This window comes from Pseudomonas baltica (assembly GCF_031880315.1).
Classification (GTDB): Bacteria; Pseudomonadota; Gammaproteobacteria; order Pseudomonadales; family Pseudomonadaceae; genus Aquipseudomonas.
Genome location: NZ_CP134771.1, coordinates 4033506 through 4052464, shown reverse-complemented (window position 1 = coordinate 4052464; position 18959 = coordinate 4033506). Strand labels below are relative to the sequence as shown.

The window sequence follows — 18959 nt, the reverse complement described above, 5'->3', positions numbered from 1 at the left end:
GGTCTGCATTCTTGCTGATCAGCGGGCCCTAAGTGCTGCGGATAAAGTGTTTCAGTGTAAGCGCTCGGGGCAACCCTCGACCTTTCCTGCGTTATCTGCGGGGGCAAGCCCCCCTTGCTACAGGTGGAGGGTGGTGTCACATCCGCGGTAACTGCTCGTCGAGCACGCAATGCAGTGCCGATCCTTGTGGCCAATTACGCAAAAACCGCGCCCGATCCCGCTCGAACGCCGGGGCGAAACTCCCCGCACTGACGTGCTGACAAACCGCATCGAGATCGATCAACGCCCAGCGCCCATCCTGCCAGAACAGGTTGTAGCCCTTCATGTCACCATGGCTGATGCGCTGGCGAATCAAATCGTTGAACAACTGCTGCAACCCCGACAGCTCGGCCTCGGGAATCTCGCCGCTGTCGCGGTATGGCTCCAGATGGCGGATGGCATCGGTCCCGGCACAGTATTCGGTCACCAGATAGGCGCGCCGACGCAACCACAGGAATCGATGCTCCAGCACGGCCAGTGGCGTAGGGGTGGCAATCCCGAGGAACGCCAGGCGATTGCCCTCGACCCACGAATGCCAGGCCCGGCTCGGACGCCAGAAACGCTTGAACCAGTGCCCCACACCCTTGATGTTGTAACGCTTGATCACCAGCAGCCGCCCACCGACGTCCACTTTGCCCACGGTGGCCGCGCCGCCGGTCTTGTACAGCAGGCCCTGATCGAGCAAGGCATCGGCCTGCTCCAGCACCGGCTGCATCGCCGCTACTTCGCGGCGTCGAACAGCCTGCAATGCGAAAGCACCTCGATGCACAGAGAAGAGACTGCATTCACGGCCGACCTTGGCAATGAAGTCACGCAGGCGCCACTGGCGGACCTTGTCGATCTGCTTGAGCAGCGCCTCCAGCGGCAAGCCGTGCTCGCCGTTGGCCAGCAGATAGTGCACCAGCAATTCTTCGATAAAAGGTTCCAGCGTCTTGGGCAGCTGGGCGAACAACACCCCCAGATTTTCCAGCACTTTGGGGCGCGACAACGGCTGCCCGGCCTGCTCGACTTGAATGCCGGCGCCGTCGATCAAATACAGCTGCCCGTTGGCTCGCAGCAGGTTGTCGAGGTGCAGGTCCTCCTGCCACAGGCCCTTGGCATGCATCTGCGCCACCGCGGTCAATGCCTCGGCCAGCACCGCTTGTTGCTCATCGGCCAACATCGGCAGCGCTTCAACCTCGGCCCAGGCCTGCGCCAGGCTCTGCGCCTGCGGTAAAAACTCGAACAGCAACCAGCCGCCCTCGCCTTCCTGCAAGCCCTCGGCAAGCAGCGTCGGGGTTGGCAGGCCTTGGGCGGCCAGCGCCTTGACGCCAGCGACCTCGCGCTGGAAATGCCGCGCCGCGCGGCTACCCACCAGCAATTTGGCCAGCACCGGGCGCCCGCGCCACACGGCGGCGCCTACGTAACGTTGCCCCGGCAGCACACGCAGCAGGCTGAGCAATTGCAAGGTCCCGGCGCCTGCGGCATCGGCCAGCCGGATATCGATCGGCAGCGCTGGCGTACGGCCCAGCGATTTGAGTTCAGACAAACGCATCAGCATGCCTCCCGGCAAGGACTGTGGGCATCAGGCGCCCATGAAGCGGGGACATCGACACGGTCAAAGGGCATCACCATAACGCTGCTTTCGATCGAGCAGCTTGTTCGCCTTGCCGTCCAGCCAGCCCAGCAACGACGCCTCGTCGCGCAGGATCTGGCGCAGTGGCTGCTGGAAATAGCCTTGCAGAAAACGCAGCTTGTCGCGCTGCGTCAGGCCAATGCCCAATGCCGAAAAATACAGCGCGGCCAAGTCCTTGTCGCGCCAGCGGCGGCTGATGCGCGAGCGGGTCTGGGCACGGTGCAGGTCGATCACCGAAAGCTTGAAATGCTCAGGGGTGACCTCGGTGTCGGTGTGCAGCAAAAAATGGCAGATATAGCAGTCGCGATGATTGACCCCGGCGCGGTGCATCATGCCGGTCATGCGTGCCACCTCGGCAATCAGTGCATGTTTGAGGGCCGGGGCTGGCGGGTTTTTCTCCCAGTCGAGGCTGTAGTCCTCAAGACTGACGGTCGGCGCCAGCTCTTCGGTGACGATGAACGAATGCTGATCGGCCGGATTGCTGCCGCGCTCGCCGTAGGCCACGGCGGTCATGGTCGGCACCCCGACCTCTTGCAGCCGCTGGATGGCCTGCCATTCCTGGCCGGCACCCAACACGGGCAGTTTGGCGGTCAGCAGATTCTTGAAGATCTCGCCCCAGCCGATGCCGCGATGGATCTTGACGAAATAGCCGCGCCCTGCCACCTCGGTGCGCAAGGTGCGTCGCGCCTCGAGTTCGCGGTAGACCACCCCCTGTAAGCCCTCGACTTCAACAAAGGGATCGCGCCCGGCCCACAGGCGCTGGAACGGCTCGGCCAGTTTCAGCTTCATGGGCGCTCCGCCAGAATCACATCGGCCGCGTGCTGCGGCATGCTGTAGAGGTCGGCCGTGTCGGCGAACGCCAGGCCATTGCGCGACCAGGTCGCACGCGCCTCGTCGTCACTGAGCATGGTCTCGAGATAACGATTGAGCTGCGCCTGTTCGAACGGCTCGTCGAGCACCAGGCCACTGTCGGCCTCGGCAATGTAGTGGGCATAGCCGCACACGGCGGACACCAGCACCGGCAAACCAGCCACTTGGGCTTCGAGTAGCACCGTGCCGGTGTTCTCGTTATAGGCCGGATGAATCAACAGGTCGGCCCCCAGCAGGAAACGCGGAATATCACTGCGGCCCTTGAGGAACTGCACACGATCACCAAGGCCCAGCGCTACGCTTTGCAGTTGGAACACCTTGGGATCATCCTGGCCGATAACCAACATGCGTACGCGCTTGCGCAGCGCCGACGGCAACCCCGCCAACGCCTTGAGGCTGCGATCGACACCCTTGGTCTTGAACCCCGAACCGATCTGCACGATCAGCAGTTCATCGTCTTCGAGCATGAACTCGCCACGAAACTCGGCGCGAATTTCGGCCGCATTGGCCGGCGCGCGGCGATCCAGCGCAATGCCTGGCGGCAGCAGATGGAAGCGCTGCAACGGCGTGTGGTAATGCTTGATGAACAGCGGCTGCTGCACCTCGGAAATCATCAACACGTCGGTTTTCGCTTCGGGGGCAAACACCGCCCGCTCGTATTCGGCAAAGTGGCGATACCGACCCCAACGGCGGTAGAGGCCATTGCGCAGGGTCTGCGCCTTGTCCTCGAAGCAGCCGTCGGCGGCGTAGTAAACGTCGAGACCGGGCATCTTGTTGAAGCCGATTACTCGATCGACCGGGCGCTTGGCCAGGTCGGCCTGCATCCACGCCAATAGTTTCTCGTTGCGCCGATGATTGAAGAGGGCCTTGACCGGCGCAACCAGCACTTCGAAACCGGGGGGCACGTCGCCCTCCCAGATCAAGGTGTACACGCGAATCTGATGCCCACGCTGCTGGCATTCCAGGGCGATGCGCATGAAATCACGCTGCAAGCCGCCAAATGGAAAGTATTTGTAGAGCACGAATGCCAGTTGCATCAACGAAGATCCTCAGCCAGTAACAACGCGCTCAGTCGGCCTGCCACACGCTCGGGATTGACGCGCGTGAAGCACAAAGGCCACTCGCGCTTGATATTGAATTTCACCAGGTCATCTGGCGTCGGTTGATACGTGCATTTTTTCTGCAGGCAGGGCGCGCAGGCGAAGTCGCTCGCCAAGTGCACCTGGCCCTTGCCGTAGGCACCGGTCAACCCCGGATTGGTAGGGCCGAACAACGACAGCGTGGGCACATCCAGCGCCGCCGCCAAGTGCCCGAGACCGGTATCGACCGCCACGCAGGCCTTGGCCGAGGCCAGCACCTTGGCCACCCCCGCCAGGTTCAATTTGGGCAGTACATGGACGTTATTCAAGCCCGTGGCGATGCGATAGGCGCGCGCCTGCTCGGCCTGGTTGCCCCATGGCAGGCGCACATCGATACCCGCCAGGCCCAGGCGTTCAGCCAGTTCGCGCCAGTAGGCCTCGGGCCAGAACTTGGTGTCCCAGGTGGTGCCATGCAAGAACATCACGAACGGCCGCAGTGCAGGCCCGGTGAACAATTGCGAATGATCGAGACCGTAGTCGCCAAGGCTGGCGGGCAGGTCGTAGCCCAGCGCCAGAGCGAACAACTGGCGCAAACGCTCGACCGCGTGCTGATTGCGGCTTACCGCCAGGCGCCGATCATAGAAGCGGCTGGCCATCGGTTCGCGCACCGATTTTGGGTCAAGGCCGGCCACTGGGGCCTTCACGTAGCGCGTCAGCCAGGCGCTTTTGAGCAGGCCCTGGGCGTCGATCACCAGATCGTAATGGCGCTCGCGAACGCGCTGCTTGAACAGCTTCCACTCGCCGGACTTGTGGGTCTGCCACAGGTTCTTGCGCCAGCGGCGGATGGCCACCGGGATGACTTTATCCACCGCAGGGTGCCAGCTCGGCAACTCGACGAAGCCTTCTTCCACCACCCAGTCGAAGCGAATGCCAGGGATGGCCCGTGCGGCATCGGTCAGGGCCGGCAGGGTATGAATGACATCGCCCAGCGATGACGTCTTGATCAGCAGTACCCGCACTTCAGTCGACCTCGACCAGCGCATCGACCCGTTCCGGGCCTTGCAGGGTTTCCAGGGCTGAGACCACGCGCTGCGGCTCCAGCAGCCGCAGGCAATTGTAGTGGCCAAATCGGCAGGTGCGATCGAAGCACGGGCTGCAATCGAGCCCCAGGCGCACCACTTCGACCTGATCGGCCAGCGGCGGCGTGAAACCCGGCGAGGTCGAGCCATACACGGCGACCAGCGGGCGGTTGAGCGCTGCGGCGACGTGCATCAGGCCGGAGTCGTTGGACACCACCGCCTCGGCGCACGACATCAGGTCGATCGCCTCGGCCAGCGAGGTCTCGCCACTGAGGTTCACCGACTCTTCTCGCAGCCCCGGAATCAGCCGCTCGCGGATCGCCTCACCGACCGGGTGATCCTTCTTCGAACCGAACAGCCACACCTGCCAGCCTTCACGGATACGGTTCTCGGCAACTTGGGCATAGTGCTCGGAGGGCCAGCGCTTGGCCTCGCCGAACTCGGCACCGGGGCACAGCACCAGCACCGGGCGGTCGAGCACCAGGCCGAACTTGGCCAGCGCTGCGGCGCGGCTATCGGCATCGATCTGCAAGCGCGGCTGTGGATAAGGTTGCGCCAACTGCGCGCCCGGCGCGTAAGCCAGGGCCATGAAGCGCTCGATCATCAACGGATAGCGGGCCTTGTCCAGGGTACGCACATCATTGAGCAGGCCGTAGCGAAACTCGCCACGCCAGCCGGTGCGCTTGGGAATACCGGCGAAAAACGGCACCAGCGCAGACTTCAGCGAATTGGGCAGCAGGATCGCCTGATCGTACTGGCCCTTGAGCGACTTGCCGATGCGCCTGCGGGTGGCCAGCTCCAGCGCGCCATGGCCGAGCGGGAAGCTCAGGGCACGCCGGACCTCGGGCATGCGCTCGAGGATCGGCCGGCTCCACTCGGGGGCCAGCACGTCGATGGCGCACTCCGGATGGCGTTGCTTGAGGCACTGGAACAGTGTCTGCGCCATCACCATGTCGCCAACCCAGCTGGGTCCAATGATCAGAATGTTCATGTTCTTTCCAGAAACGATCGGGCAGGCATCAACCGAGCCCCAGCTGCGCCCAGATACGCATCACCTCGCGTCGCTCGGTGCCGAACTGGTCTGCGGCAATGACCCCGGTCTGATTCTGCAAGGCCTGGCGGTGCGCGACCGAGCGGTAGGCCTTGTAGGCTTCACGCAGCAGCACGGCATCGGCCTGGGGCATTAGCCCGGCCTCTTCCAGCCCTTCCAGAATGCGGATGTTGTCGGTGTAGCGCAGCAGCTCAGGATGCGCCCTGGACCACGCCAAAGCGGCGTATTGCACCATAAATTCGATATCGACGATACCTCCGGCGTCTTGCTTGAGGTCGAACGAGGCGCTGGCGTCGAAGGCGTTGGCGCCCATTCCGGCCTGGGTGGCACGGGTTCCCAGATTGTCGCGCATCTTCGCGCGCATCTCGCTGACCTCCTGGCGCAGGCTCGCTTCGTCGCGTCGGCGCCCCAGCACATGGGCGCGCACCTGCTCGAACGCGGCGCCGACATCCGCCGCGCCCACCAACACCCGCGCCCGGACCAGGGCCTGATGCTCCCAGGTCCAGGCCTCACCCTCCTGATAGCGGGAGAAGGCGCCCAGCGAGCTCACCAGCAACCCGGCGGCGCCCGAGGGCCGCAGGCGCATATCGACTTCATAGAGCTGGCCGGAGTTGGTCTGCGCGGTCAGCAGGTGAATGATGCGCTGGCCCAGGCGGGTGAAGAACTGCGCACCATCGATAGGCTTGGCACCGTCGGTTTCGGCCTGCGGATCGCCGTCGTGGATGAACACCAGGTCGAGGTCCGAACCATGACCCAGCTCGATGCCGCCCACCTTGCCGTAACCAATGATCACGAAGCCCGGCTCGCACAGGCTGCCATCGTTGCGCATCGGCACACCGTGCCGGGCCACGGTCTGGCGCCAGGCCAGGGCCAGCACCTGTTCAAGGATGGCCTCGGCCAGCCAGGTCAGGTAATCGCTGACCTTCATCAAGGGCAGGCTGCCGGTGATCTCCGAGGCGGCAACACGCAGGCGGTGCGCCAGCTTGAAGTGGCGCAGCGCTTCCATCTGCTGCTCGAGATCATCCTCGGGGATGCGGGTCAGACGCTCGCGCAGTTCGGCCGCCAGCTCCAGCGCCTGGGGCGGGTTGAACAGGCGGCTTGCATTGAGCAGTTCATCGAGCAACAGCGGGAAGCGGGTGATCTGCTCGGCGATCCACGGGCTGGCCGCGCACAGGGTCAGCAAGCGGCGCAAGGCGTCGGGGTTCTCGGTCAGCAACACCAGGTAGGCCGAGCGCCGCGCCACCGCTTCGACCAGCGGCAATACGCGTTCAAGTACCAGATCCGGGTGCGCATGTTCGGTGGCCTGGGCCAGCAACCTTGGAATAAAGGCATCGAGCCGCTCGCGACCAAGGCGCTGCATGGCGCGCAGTTGCGGGCTGCCACGCAGGTCGGTGAGGCGTTTCAAGGACTGTGGCGCATCGCGAAAGCCGGCGTCTTCGAGCTGCCGACAGGCGGCTTCTTCGTCCTGACTGTCTTCCCATAACGGCAGCCACTCGCCGCCGACCATCGTGGTGTGGTCCTCTTCTTCGTCCGGGTCGGCGATCACTTGGCGGAAATGCCAATCCACACGACCGCGCCAGAACATCAGCCGCTCATGAAAGGCGGTCCAATCGGCAAAGCCGAGCATGAAGGCGATACGCGCGCGATCCTGATCGCCCTCGGGCAGCATCTGCGTCTGGCGGTCGGCGATCGCCTGGATGGCGTGCTCGGTGTAGCGCAAAAACAGATACCCATCGCGCAATTCATCAACCACCGCGGCCGGCAGGTAGCCCTGCCCTTCAAGTGTCGCCAGCACACGCAGCAATGGTCGCTGCTGCAGGCTCAGGTCACGGCCGCCGTGGATCAACTGGAACGCCTGGGCGATGAACTCCACCTCGCGGATGCCACCTGAGCCGAGCTTGATGTTCTCGGCCATGCCCTTGCGCCGGACCTCCTGCTGGATCAACTGCTTCATGGTGCGCAGCGCTTCGATGGCGGAAAAGTCCAGGTAGCGGCGATACACGAACGGGCGCAGCATCTCCAGCAACTGTGCGCCCGCTGTTTGATCGCCGGCCACCACGCGCGCCTTGATCATGGCGTAGCGTTCCCAGTCACGGCCCTGATCCTGGTAGTACTGCTCCAACGCGTTGAAGCTAAGCACCAGCGCACCCGAGGAACCATAGGGGCGCAGGCGCATGTCGACGCGGAACACGAAGCCGTCGACGGTGACCGGGTCGAGCGCCTTGATCAGCCGCTGACCGAGGCGAATGAAAAATTCCTGATTGTCGAGGGCACGCTTGACCCCTTCGGTCTCGCCACCTTCGGGATAGGCGAAGATCAGGTCGATATCCGACGACAGGTTGAGCTCCACTGCCCCCAGCTTGCCCATGCCAAGGATCACCATGTGCTGCACGTCGCCGCTGCGCCGGCCCATCGGCGTGCCGAACTGCAGGCAATGGCGCGGGTACAGCCACTGGTAGGCTTGATCGATGCAGGCATCGGCCAGGTCCGACAGGTCGCGGCAGGTCTGCACCAGATCGGCCTGGCGGGTCAGGTCGCGCCAGACAATCCGCACTTGATGACGGCTGCGTTGGCGGCGCAAGGTCTTGCCGAGGGCATCTTCACTGTCGGCCTGACGAACGGCGGCGCTGAGCTGGGCACACAGCTCACCTGGCGCGAACCCGCGGTCCAGATCGCCGCTGTCGACCAGCTCCAGCAGCAGGCTCGGTTCGCGCACCGCCTGCTCGAGGACGAAGTCGCTGGCCGCGCACACGCGATCGAACTCTGCCCAGCGTTCAACGCTCCATTTATCAAGGCCTGCAGGCGATTGCGCGGCGGCGATAGCGTCTTTGAACGACTGCCGATTACGGCTGATCAAAGGGACAAGAATGGCGGGGATTTCAACCAGCGAAGGCAGGCTCATGGTCTATCCTAGATCGTCGTAGCGGTGGCAGAAAGAGAGGCAAGTTGAGCGGAGGGCGATGGCCAGACTGTCGAACAAAAGTTGCAAATAGCTGAAACCTGGCTATTTTTGGCAGATTTCATCAAACGCAGCCCCTTGATTGCTTATGTTTTGGTCGCCGTATCGATTATTCTCACAACCCGGCAGGGGGCGACAAGTCGCCGCACCGTAGTTCCGCTACCGCACCTTCATCTCGAAAGCATGAAATGAAGATCAATTTGTAGTAAAACTACACGCCGCCGGCCAACCCTACCGGCCATCCAAGAATTCAATATCGTCTGCCCACAAGGCCGTCGCAAACTCAGGCTTCGATTCTGGAAGCCTTTCCGCCCTGGAGCAAGCCATGCAAGACCTCGATCCCGTCGAAACCCAGGAATGGCTGGACGCCCTGGAGTCGGTTCTCGACAAAGAAGGCGAAGACCGCGCTCACTACCTGATGACCCGCATGGGCGAACTGGCAACCCGCAGTGGTTCCCAACTCCCCTATGCCATCACCACGCCGTATCGCAACACGATCCCCGTTACCCACGAAGCACGCATGCCTGGCGACCTGTTCATGGAACGCCGCATTCGCTCGTTGGTGCGCTGGAACGCGATGGCCATGGTTATGCGCACGAACCTGAAAGATTCTGACCTGGGCGGTCACATCTCGAGCTTCGCTTCCAGCGCAACCTTGTACGACATTGGCTTCAACTACTTCTTCCAGGCGCCGACCGAAGAGCACGGCGGCGACTTGATCTACTACCAGGGCCACACCTCGCCAGGCGTCTACGCCCGCGCGTTCATGGAAGGCCGGATCACCGAAGAGCAAATGAACAACTTCCGCCAGGAAGTCGACGGTCAGGGCCTGTCGTCCTATCCGCATCCTTGGCTGATGCCTGATTTCTGGCAGTTCCCGACCGTGTCCATGGGTCTGGGGCCGATCCAGGCGATCTACCAGGCACGCTTCATGAAATACCTTGAGGCCCGCGGCTTCATCCCTGAGGGCAAGCAGAAGGTCTGGTGCTTCCTGGGTGACGGCGAGTGTGACGAGCCGGAATCCCTGGGCGCCATCTCCCTGGCCGGCCGCGAGAAGCTCGACAACCTGATTTTCGTCATCAACTGCAACCTGCAGCGCCTCGACGGCCCGGTTCGCGGCAACGGCAAGATCATCCAGGAACTCGAAGGCGTGTTCCGCGGCGCTCACTGGAACGTGACCAAAGTCATCTGGGGCCGCTTCTGGGACCCGCTGCTGGCCAAGGACGTCGACGGCATCCTGCAACGTCGCATGGACGAAGTCATCGACGGCGAGTACCAGAACTACAAAGCCAAAGACGGCGCGTTCGTGCGTGAACACTTCTTCAACTCGCCAGAACTCAAGGCGATGGTTGCTGATCTGTCCGACGACGAGATCTGGAAACTCAACCGTGGCGGCCACGACCCGTACAAGGTCTATGCGGCTTACCACGAAGCGGTCAACCACAAAGAACAACCCACCGTCATCCTGGCCAAGACCATCAAAGGTTATGGCACCGGTGCCGGCGAAGCGAAAAACACCGCGCACAACACCAAGAAGGTCGATGTCGACAGCTTGAAGTTGTTCCGCGACCGTTTCGACATCCCGGTCAAGGACGAACAACTGGCCGACCTGCCATTCTTCAAACCTGAAGAAGGCAGTGCCGAGGCCCGCTACCTGAGCGAGCGCCGCGCCGCACTGGGCGGTTTCGTGCCACAGCGCCGCGCGCAGAGCTTCAATATTCCGACCCCGCCGCTCGATACCCTCAAGTCGATCCTGGATGGCTCGGGCGACCGTGAGATTTCCACCACCATGGCCTTCGTGCGGATCCTCGCCCAGCTGGTCAAGGACAAGGAAATCGGCCCGCGCATCGTCCCGATCATCCCGGACGAAGCCCGTACCTTCGGCATGGAAGGCATGTTCCGCCAGTTGGGCATCTACTCCTCGGTCGGCCAGCTCTACGAGCCCGTCGATAAAGATCAGGTGATGTTCTACAAGGAAGACAAAAAGGGCCAGATCCTCGAAGAAGGCATCAACGAAGCGGGCGCCATGAGCTCGTTCATCGCTGCCGGTACTTCGTACTCGAGCCACAACCAGCCGATGCTGCCGTTCTACATCTTCTATTCGATGTTCGGCTTCCAGCGTATCGGCGACCTGGCCTGGGCTGCCGGCGACAGCCGCACCCGCGGCTTCCTGATCGGCGGCACCGCCGGGCGCACCACGCTCAACGGTGAAGGCCTGCAACACGAAGACGGCCACAGCCACATCCTGGCGGGCACCATCCCGAACTGCCGCACCTTCGATCCAACCTACGGCTACGAGCTGGCGGTGATCATCCAGGACGGCATGAAGAAGATGACCGAAGAGCAACAGGACGTTTTCTACTACATCACCGTGATGAACGAGTCCTACCAGCAGCCCGCCATGCCGGCCGGTGTCGAGGAAGGCATCATCAAGGGCATGTACCTGCTCGAAGAAGACACCAAGGAAGCGGCCCACCACGTGCAGCTGCTGGGCTCCGGCACCATCCTGCGCGAAGTGCGTGAAGCGGCGAAGATCCTGCGCGAGCAGTTCAACGTCGGCGCCGATGTGTGGAGCGTCACCAGCTTCAACGAACTGCGTCGTGACGGCCTTGCCGTGGAGCGCAGCAACCGCCTGCACCCTGGCCAGAAGCCAGCGCAGACTTACGTCGAACAGTGCCTCACCGGTCGCAAGGGTCCCGTCGTGGCCTCTACCGACTACATGAAGCTGTTCGCCGAGCAGATCCGTCAGTGGGTTCCTTCCAAGGAATTCAAGGTTCTGGGCACCGACGGCTTCGGCCGTAGCGACAGCCGCAAGAAGCTGCGTCACTTCTTCGAAGTCGACCGCCACTTCGTCGTGCTGGCCGCGCTGGAAGCCTTGGCTGATCGGGGTGAAATCGAACCGAAGGTGGTGGCCGAGGCCATCGTCAAATTCGGTATCGACCCTGAAAAACGCAACCCACTGGACTGCTGAGGAGAAACACCGTGAGTGAAGTCATTCGCGTACCCGACATCGGCAGCGGTGAAGGTGAAGTCATCGAACTGCTGGTCAAGGTCGGTGATCGCATCGAAGCCGACCAGAGCCTGCTGACCCTCGAGTCGGACAAGGCCAGCATGGAGATTCCGGCCCCCAAGGCCGGCGTCGTCAAGAGCCTCAAGGTCAAGCTGGGCGATCGCCTGAAAGAAGGCGACGAAGTCCTGGAGCTGGAAGTCGAAGGCGCTGCGCAAGCCCCTGCGGCCGCCGCCCCTGCACCCGCTGCCAAGGCCGAAGCGCCTGCCGCTGCGCCCGCCCCTGCCGCTAGCGCTCCGGCGCCGGCTGCCGCGGCATCGAGCCAGGACATCCACGTGCCGGACATCGGTTCGTCGGGCAAGGCACAGATCATCGAGATTTCGGTCAAGGTCGGCGATACCGTCGAAGCTGATCAATCCTTGATCACCCTCGAGTCAGACAAGGCCAGCATGGAGATTCCATCCCCTGCTGCCGGTGTGGTCGAGAGCATCAGCGTCAAGCTCAGCGACGAAGTCGGCACTGGCGACCTGATCCTGGTATTGAAAGTGGCCGGTGCTGCACCGGCTGCTGCGCCTGCCAAGGCTGAAGCACCTGCCGCAGCTGCTCCAGCGCCTGCCGCCGCGCCTGCTCAGGCCGCTGCCCCTGCTGCTGCCAGCGTCCAGGACATCCATGTCCCGGATATCGGTTCGTCAGGCAAAGCCAAGATCATCGAGCTATCGATCAAGGTCGGCGACAGCGTCGAGGTTGATCAATCGCTGATCACTCTGGAATCGGACAAGGCCAGCATGGAGATTCCATCCCCTGCTGCCGGCGTGGTCGAAAGCATCAGCGTCAAGCTGGACGACGAAGTCGGTACCGGCGACCTGATTCTCAAGCTGAAAGTGGCCGGTGCTGCGCCGGCTGCCGCTCCGGCGCAAGCCGCTGCACCGGCTGCCGCCGCGCCTGCCGCTGAAACCGCCAAGCCTGCTGCTGCACCTGCTGCACCTGCGGCGGCCCCGGCTGCTGCGTCGGGAGCCAAGGTTCACGCCGGCCCAGCCGTACGCCAGCTGGCGCGCGAGTTCGGCGTCGAGCTGAGCGCCGTCGGTGCCTCCGGCCCACACGGTCGCATCCTCAAGGAAGACGTGCAGGCGTACGTCAAGACAATGATGCAGAAGGCCAAGGAAGCGCCGGCCGCTGCAGCTGCTGGCGCTACCGGTGGCGCCGGCATCCCGCCGATTCCGACCGTCGACTTCAGCCGTTTTGGCGAAATCGAAGAAGTGCCAATGACCCGCCTGATGCAGGTCGGCGCCGCCAACCTGCACCGCAGCTGGCTCAACGTGCCGCACGTGACGCAGTTCGACCAGGCTGACATCACCGAGCTCGAAGCCTTCCGCGTCGCGCAAAAAGCGGTAGCCGAAAAGGCTGGCGTCAAGCTGACCGTGCTGCCGCTGCTGCTCAAGGCTTGCGCCCACCTGCTCAAGGAGCTGCCGGACTTCAACAGTTCGCTGGCACCGAGCGGCAAAGCGATCATCCGCAAGAAATACGTCAACGTCGGTTTCGCCGTAGACACCCCGGATGGCCTGCTGGTACCCGTGATCAAGAACGTCGATCAGAAGAGCCTTCTGCAACTGGCTGGCGAAGCGGCGGCCCTGGCTGAAAAAGCGCGGACCAAAAAGCTCTCTTCGGACGACATGCAAGGCGCCTGCTTCACCATCTCCAGCCTCGGGCACATTGGCGGCACCGGCTTCACGCCGATCGTCAACGCACCTGAAGTGGCGATCCTCGGCGTGTCCAAGGCCACCATCCAGCCGGTCTGGGACGGTAAAGCCTTCCAGCCGAAGCTGATGCTGCCTTTGTCGCTGTCCTACGATCACCGTGTGATCAACGGCGCCGCCGCAGCGCGATTCACCAAGCGCCTGAGCGATCTGCTGGGTGATATTCGTACGATCCTGCTGTAACTCGCTGCACATCGCCCCTGCCAATCGGGGGCGATCGATTTTCGAGCTGCCACGCTCGGAGCCTCAACCCCGTCCTTTGTGGCGGGGCTTTTTTTTGCTTTTTTGGGTTGGGTTGGAGATTGGGGTGCGGTCCTTTGCTGCGGGCCTGTGCGGCTCGCCCTGCCCATTGGCCCTTCGCCTAGGCTCAGGGTACCCGCGCTCCGGCACCTGAAGAGAGGGCACGGCGCAATGGGCCATCCCTGGCCCAACGCGCCTGACCCGGCATCCTGCCGGGATCGCCTCTCTTCAGGCGCCTCCACGCGGCCTGCTGGAGGGGCGGCCGCACAGGCCCGCAGCAAAGGACCAGCCGAAATTTGAGCGATGTCATGAAAGAGCAGACACCACAAATATCACTGTTCTGCTTTCGAGCCGGCCTTGGGGTCGCGGCCCCCTTCCAGCAGGCCGCGCTTCGACGCACTGGCGAGGGGATAGCCGGCATGGATGCCGGCTAAGCCCCGTTGGGCCACGGAAGGCCCATCGGGGCGTGCCCCTCGCCAGTGCGTCGAAGCGCGGGCACCCTGAGCCAAAGCGAAGGGCCAATGGCGGGGGCCGCGACCCCAAGGCCGGCTCGAAAGCAGAACCACCCCGATCCCATCCCCCCGACCAGCCTAACCGCCGCAGCCCTGGCGCATCGCACGCCCCCGCCACCGCCCCAGAGCACCGAGCGTGCAAGCCAGGAAACTGATCTTCGACGCAGATGAAACCGTTCACATACGAAAATATCCAACCTCTTATCGTTTTTTAAACAGTCCCCGCTGAAGAAAAATGCTTTACTGCCGATAGGATGAAGGCACAGAGCCATTGCGTCCCCTGTCAGCCTGAGCCGCATCATGCAATCTTGTTGGACGCACCAGAACACGGGCCTGCCGGTCGCGTGCGATTGAACTCTTGAAGTGAGCTCTCCATGAAAAGCCAACCCGATGCCGCCAGCCGAATGGTGGCCGAGGTCGTGACGCAACTGCCGGTGCCCTCGCGCCTTGGCATGCTGCGCTTCGAACGGCTGAACGAGGCGAGCTGGGCCCTGCTGTATCTCGACCCCAATTGCGAACGTCCCTTCGGTATCCCGGCGGCAGAGCTGTGCGCGTTGATCGGCTCGCCGTATGCGAGCCTGATGGAGCCCGAGGCGCGTTACGAGCTGCACGATGTCATTCAGCAGCAACTGGCCACTCAGTCCAACTACCTCATCCGCTATACCCTGCACACCGCTCAAGGCCCCCTGCAATTGCTGGAACTGGGCGAACCCTACAAACAGCATAATCGCCAACTGTTGCGCGGCTATCTGCTGGCGGTGGACGACATCAGCGAGCCCTTGCTGGAAGGTTCGGCTGCGGAACTGGAAAACCAGAACAGCCGGCTGCAGGTCGCTTTGGAGCTCAACCAGCAGGCCCAGCTTGAGCAATTGCAGCATCTGGATCGCGTGCGCGCGCAGCAAGAGCTGATCCTCAGCCTCGCCCGCCAGCGCTACACCGCGCACAACCCGCTGCTTGAAGCCGCCGAGCTGATCACCCGCAGTGCCTGCGAGATCTACGAAGTCGAGTTTGCCAGCCTGTGGATGCTTGAGGGCAACAGCCTGGAGCCCCTGATCTCCTACGATGCCTACACGCAGGTGCATCACACCGAAGCGGCCATCGACACCTCCGCCTATCCAAACTATCTCGACGCCCTGCATACCAGCCGCGCTATCGATGCTCACGACGCCGTGGCCGATCCGCGCCTGTCGGAGATGGCAGAGTGGCTGCGCGCCCGTGATATCCATGCGGTGCTGGACGCCGGTATCCGCGTCGATGGCCAGGTGGTCGGCGTGCTCTGCTTGCAGCAACGAGGCAAGCCCCGGGCCTGGCAGGCGGACGAAATCACCTTCGCCGGCGAGCTGGCCGACCAGGTCGCCCAAGTCATCAACAACCAGAATCGCCGCGCGGCCACCAGCGCCCTGCACCTGTTTCAGCGCGCCGTCGAGCAGAGCGCCAATGCGTTTTTGCTGGTCAATTGCGAAGGCGTGGTGGAATACGTCAACCCCAGCTTCACCGCCATCACCCAGTACAGCCCCGATGAAGTCCACGGCCACCGGCTGGCGGAACTGCCCGCGCTGGAAAACCTCAGCGAACTGCTGTTCGACGCGCCCTCGGCGCTGGTCAGCAGCAACAGCTGGCAGGGCGAATTCAAGAGCCGCCGCAAAAACCTCGAACCCTACTGGGGGCAGCTGTCGATCTCCAAGGTCTACAACGACCAGCGCGAGCTAACGCACTACATCGGCATCTATGAAGACATCACCCAAAGCAAGCTCGCCCAGCAGCGCATCGAACGCCTGGCGTATACGGACAACCTGACCAACCTGGGCAACCGCCCGGCATTCATTCGCAGCCTCGACGAACGCTTCGCCCGCAATAGCGAAGCCCCGGTCAGCCTGATGCTGGTGGACATCGACAACTTCAAGCGGATCAACGACAGCCTCGGCCACCAGACCGGCGACAAATTGTTGATCAGCCTGGCGCGGCGCCTGCGCAACAGCCTGAGCAGCAGCGGCAGCCTGGCGCGCTTTGCCAGTAACGAATTCGCGGTGCTGCTTGACGATGTCGATCCCGAGGCCGGGCAATTGATCGCCCAGCAGGTGTTGCGCACCCTCGACAAGCCGATGTTCGTCGACAATCAATTGATCAACGTCACTGCCTCGGTAGGCTTCGCCTGCGCGCCGCTGCATGGCCGCGACCCGCAAACGCTGATGAAGAACGCCGGCCTGGCGCTGCACAAGGCCAAGGCCAACGGCAAGCACCAGGTGCAAGTGTTCACCGAGGCGCTGAACGCCGAGGCCAGCTACAAACTGTTCGTCGAGAACAACCTGCGCCGCGCCCTTACCCAGAACGAGCTCGAGGTGTTCTACCAGCCCAAGCTGTGCCTGCGCAGCGGCCGCCTGCTCGGCCTCGAAGCGTTGCTGCGCTGGAACCATCCGGAACGCGGCATGATCCGCCCGGATCAATTCATCAGCGTGGCGGAAGAAACCGGCCTGATCATCCCGATCGGCAAATGGGTCGCACGCCAGGCGTGCCGCATGAGCAAGGAACTGACCGCCAATGGTATCGGCTCCCTGCAGGTGGCGATCAACCTGTCACCCAAGCAGTTCTCCGATCCCGACCTGGTGTCGTCGATCCGCCATATCCTTGAAGAAGAGGCCCTGCCCCCGCACCTGCTGGAGCTCGAACTGACCGAGGGCCTGCTGCTCGAAGCCACCGAAGAGACCCGCCTGCAGCTCGCCGAGCTGAAAAGCCTGGGCCTGACCCTGGCCATGGATGACTTCGGGACCGGTTACTCGTCGCTCAGCTACCTGAAAAAATTCCCGATCGACATCATCAAGATCGATCGCAGCTTCATCCATGAAATCCCGGCCAACCAGGACGACATGGAAATCACCTCGGCGGTGATCGCAATGGCCCACAACCTCAAGCTCAAGGTCGTGGCCGAAGGTATCGAGACCGCCGAACAGCTGGCGTTCCTGCGCCGCCACCGCTGCGATGTCGGCCAGGGCTATCTGTTCGACCGGCCGATCCCCGGCAGCCAGCTCGTCCAGGCCCTCAAACGCTACCCTCGCGGACCAGCGGCCTGACCCGCCACGCAACGCTTGAGCAAACTGTCGGTCTATCCTTGTTGCCACTTCCCATTCCCTGCAGAGGAGAAGACCCATGGTCTTGCGCTCGGAAATCCTGGTCAACAAAAACGAATTGCCCTCACCGCAGCAAGCGCTGCCAGGCCGTGAGTCACCGATGACGGTGCCCGCCGAGCACTTCGTCAACGGACATTCGCTGACTGACTTCCCTACCGGGCTCGAAACCGCAATCTTCGGCCTGGGCTGCTTCTGGGGAGCGGAGCGTCGCTTGTGGAACGAACCAGGCGTGTGGACCACAGCCGCCGGCTACGCAGGGGGCTACACGCCCAACCCGACCTACGAAGAAACCTGCTCGGGGCTGACCGGCCACAGCGAAGTGGTGCTGGTGGTGTTCGACCCTGCCAAGGTGAGCTACGAGACGCTACTGAAAGTGTTCTGGGAAGCGCACAACCCCACGCAGGGCATGCGTCAGGGTAATGATCTGGGCACTCAGTACCGCTCGGCCATCTACTGCACCAGCGAGGTGCAATTGCAGGCGGCCAGGGCCAGTCAGGAGGTGTTTCAGAGCCAGCTGAGCGAGGCCGGCATGGGCGCGATCACGACCGAGATCGCCTTGGCACCGACTTTCTATTATGCCGAGGCGTATCACCAGCAGTATCTGGCCAAGAACCCGAGCGGGTATTGCGGGCTGGGTGGCACCGGGGTGTGCATGCCGCCTGCGGCTTGAAAGCTTCGCGGGCAAGCCTTGCTCCCACAGGTGTACGCCGCTCTAACTGCGCACACTGTGGGAGCAAGGCTTGCCCGCGAAGGGGCCATCAGCTATCACTCGGCAATCAGCCAATCCATCTTCCAACCACCTTGGGTCTGCCCCAGCAACTGCGCCAGCCACGGCAGCAGCTGGTTCAGCTCCTCTTCCAACCCCCATGGCGGATTGGCGATCGCCAGCCCTGAGCCATTCAGGCTCTGCTCGGTTTCGATCGGGTGCACCAGCAATTCCACCCGCAGCAACTTGGGTGCGCCGCTGCCGGCCAGATCCTGGTAGAAACGCTTGAGCGCTCGCTGATCCTTGACCGGATACCAGATGGCGGCCACCGTCTGGCGCATGCGGCCAATGGCTTCTTTAAGGGCTTTGGCGCAACGCTGCATCTCGTCCAGTTGCTCGAACGGCGGATCGATCAGCATCAAAGCGCGCTTTTCCGGCACCGGCAGCAGCGCCCGAGGCACATGCCAGCCCTCACCCAGATGCACCGCCACGCGGCGATCGCCCTTCATGTTGTCCCGGAGCAACTGGCCGTCCTGGGGATGTTTTTCGTTCAGCAACACGCGATCCTGCGGGCGGGTCAGGCGCCGCGCCAACTCCGGCGAACCGGGGTAGTAGCGCAACTCGCCATCGGGGTTCATGTCATGCAGCACGCGCAGATAGTCCGCGACCAAAGGCGGCACATCCTGCGCCTCCCAGAGGCGCGCGACGCCTTGCAGCCATTCGCCAGTGCGCGTCGCCTGATCGCCACGCAAATCGTAGAGCCCCAGGCCCGCGTGGGTATCAATGGAGGCAAACGGCTGCTCCTTGCGCGACAGCAAGGCGATCAGACGAGTAAGGACAAGATGTTTGAAGACGTCGGCGTGGTTGCCGGCGTGGAAAGCGTGACGATAATTCATGGCAACTCCTGCAATGCGCAGGAGTTT

The 18959-nt window shown here is 62.9% G+C and carries 11 protein-coding genes; 4 read left to right on the top strand and 7 right to left on the bottom strand.

Going from position 1 to position 18959, the window contains the following annotated elements:
* Positions 1-136: 136 nt before the first annotated feature.
* The 6 genes from REH34_RS18135 to glnE all read right to left on the bottom strand — a co-directional run bounded on the left by REH34_RS18135 (position 137) and on the right by glnE (position 8635).
* The gene (locus tag REH34_RS18135) at positions 137-1573 is read right to left on the bottom strand and encodes a lipopolysaccharide kinase InaA family protein (RefSeq protein ID WP_311968677.1); all 1437 of its coding nucleotides are present in this window, start codon (positions 1571-1573) and stop codon (positions 137-139) included.
* A gap of 63 nt (positions 1574-1636) precedes the next feature.
* Positions 1637-2443, bottom strand: coding sequence for a lipopolysaccharide core heptose(I) kinase RfaP (gene rfaP / locus REH34_RS18130; RefSeq protein ID WP_226504244.1), 807 nt, complete (start codon positions 2441-2443; stop codon positions 1637-1639).
* The gene (locus REH34_RS18125; RefSeq protein WP_311968676.1) at positions 2440-3561 is read right to left on the bottom strand and encodes a glycosyltransferase family 4 protein; all 1122 of its coding nucleotides are present in this window, start codon (positions 3559-3561) and stop codon (positions 2440-2442) included. Before REH34_RS18125 ends, rfaP begins: the two co-directional genes overlap by 4 nt.
* Positions 3561-4622, bottom strand: coding sequence for a lipopolysaccharide heptosyltransferase I (waaC, locus tag REH34_RS18120; protein WP_311972114.1), 1062 nt, complete (start codon positions 4620-4622; stop codon positions 3561-3563). Before waaC ends, REH34_RS18125 begins: the two co-directional genes overlap by 1 nt.
* Before the next feature lies 1 nt (position 4623).
* Positions 4624-5673 carry a lipopolysaccharide heptosyltransferase II gene (gene waaF / locus REH34_RS18115; protein ID WP_226504242.1) on the bottom strand — a complete coding sequence of 350 codons (1050 nt, stop codon included), beginning with the start codon at positions 5671-5673 and terminating at the stop codon, positions 4624-4626.
* A 28-nt stretch (positions 5674-5701) separates the two neighbouring features.
* Positions 5702-8635, bottom strand: a complete 2934-nt coding sequence (glnE, locus tag REH34_RS18110) for a bifunctional [glutamate--ammonia ligase]-adenylyl-L-tyrosine phosphorylase/[glutamate--ammonia-ligase] adenylyltransferase (protein WP_311968675.1) — start codon at positions 8633-8635, stop codon at positions 5702-5704.
* 382 nt (positions 8636-9017) lie between these two features.
* Here glnE and aceE point away from each other — a divergent pair, with 382 nt between their 5' ends.
* From aceE to msrA, 4 genes are all read left to right on the top strand, one after another.
* Positions 9018-11663: a pyruvate dehydrogenase (acetyl-transferring), homodimeric type gene (gene aceE, locus REH34_RS18105; RefSeq protein WP_226504240.1), complete on the top strand. Its 2646-nt coding sequence runs from the start codon at positions 9018-9020 to the stop codon at positions 11661-11663.
* Between the two features lie 11 nt (positions 11664-11674).
* The gene (gene aceF, locus REH34_RS18100) at positions 11675-13636 is read left to right on the top strand and encodes a dihydrolipoyllysine-residue acetyltransferase (protein ID WP_311968674.1); all 1962 of its coding nucleotides are present in this window, start codon (positions 11675-11677) and stop codon (positions 13634-13636) included.
* A gap of 943 nt (positions 13637-14579) precedes the next feature.
* The gene (locus REH34_RS18095; RefSeq protein WP_311968673.1) at positions 14580-17273 is read left to right on the top strand and encodes an EAL domain-containing protein; all 2694 of its coding nucleotides are present in this window, start codon (positions 14580-14582) and stop codon (positions 17271-17273) included.
* Positions 17274-17349: 76 nt separating this feature from the next.
* Positions 17350-18000: a peptide-methionine (S)-S-oxide reductase MsrA gene (msrA, locus tag REH34_RS18090; protein WP_311968672.1), complete on the top strand. Its 651-nt coding sequence runs from the start codon at positions 17350-17352 to the stop codon at positions 17998-18000.
* 95 nt (positions 18001-18095) lie between these two features.
* On the opposite strand, the gene REH34_RS18085 is transcribed toward msrA, so the two are convergent.
* Positions 18096-18932 (bottom strand): 23S rRNA (adenine(2030)-N(6))-methyltransferase RlmJ, encoded by an 837-nt coding sequence (locus tag REH34_RS18085; protein ID WP_226504236.1) that lies wholly within the window; start codon positions 18930-18932, stop codon positions 18096-18098.
* Positions 18933-18959 lie beyond the last annotated feature (27 nt).

Bases quoted from the DNA above. Each gene is read 5' to 3' on its own strand.
- REH34_RS18095 (WP_311968673.1), top strand. From the start codon at position 14,580: ATGAAAAGCCAACCCGATGCCGCCAGCCGAATGGTGGCCGAGGTCGTG.
- waaF (WP_226504242.1), bottom strand. From the start codon at position 5,673: ATGAACATTCTGATCATTGGACCCAGCTGGGTTGGCGACATGGTGATG.
- aceE (WP_226504240.1), top strand. From the start codon at position 9,018: ATGCAAGACCTCGATCCCGTCGAAACCCAGGAATGGCTGGACGCCCTG.
- glnE (WP_311968675.1), bottom strand. From the start codon at position 8,635: ATGAGCCTGCCTTCGCTGGTTGAAATCCCCGCCATTCTTGTCCCTTTG.
- REH34_RS18125 (WP_311968676.1), bottom strand. From the start codon at position 3,561: ATGCAACTGGCATTCGTGCTCTACAAATACTTTCCATTTGGCGGCTTG.
- REH34_RS18135 (WP_311968677.1), bottom strand. From the start codon at position 1,573: ATGCGTTTGTCTGAACTCAAATCGCTGGGCCGTACGCCAGCGCTGCCG.
- msrA (WP_311968672.1), top strand. From the start codon at position 17,350: ATGGTCTTGCGCTCGGAAATCCTGGTCAACAAAAACGAATTGCCCTCA.
- rfaP (WP_226504244.1), bottom strand. From the start codon at position 2,443: ATGAAGCTGAAACTGGCCGAGCCGTTCCAGCGCCTGTGGGCCGGGCGC.
- REH34_RS18085 (WP_226504236.1), bottom strand. From the start codon at position 18,932: ATGAATTATCGTCACGCTTTCCACGCCGGCAACCACGCCGACGTCTTC.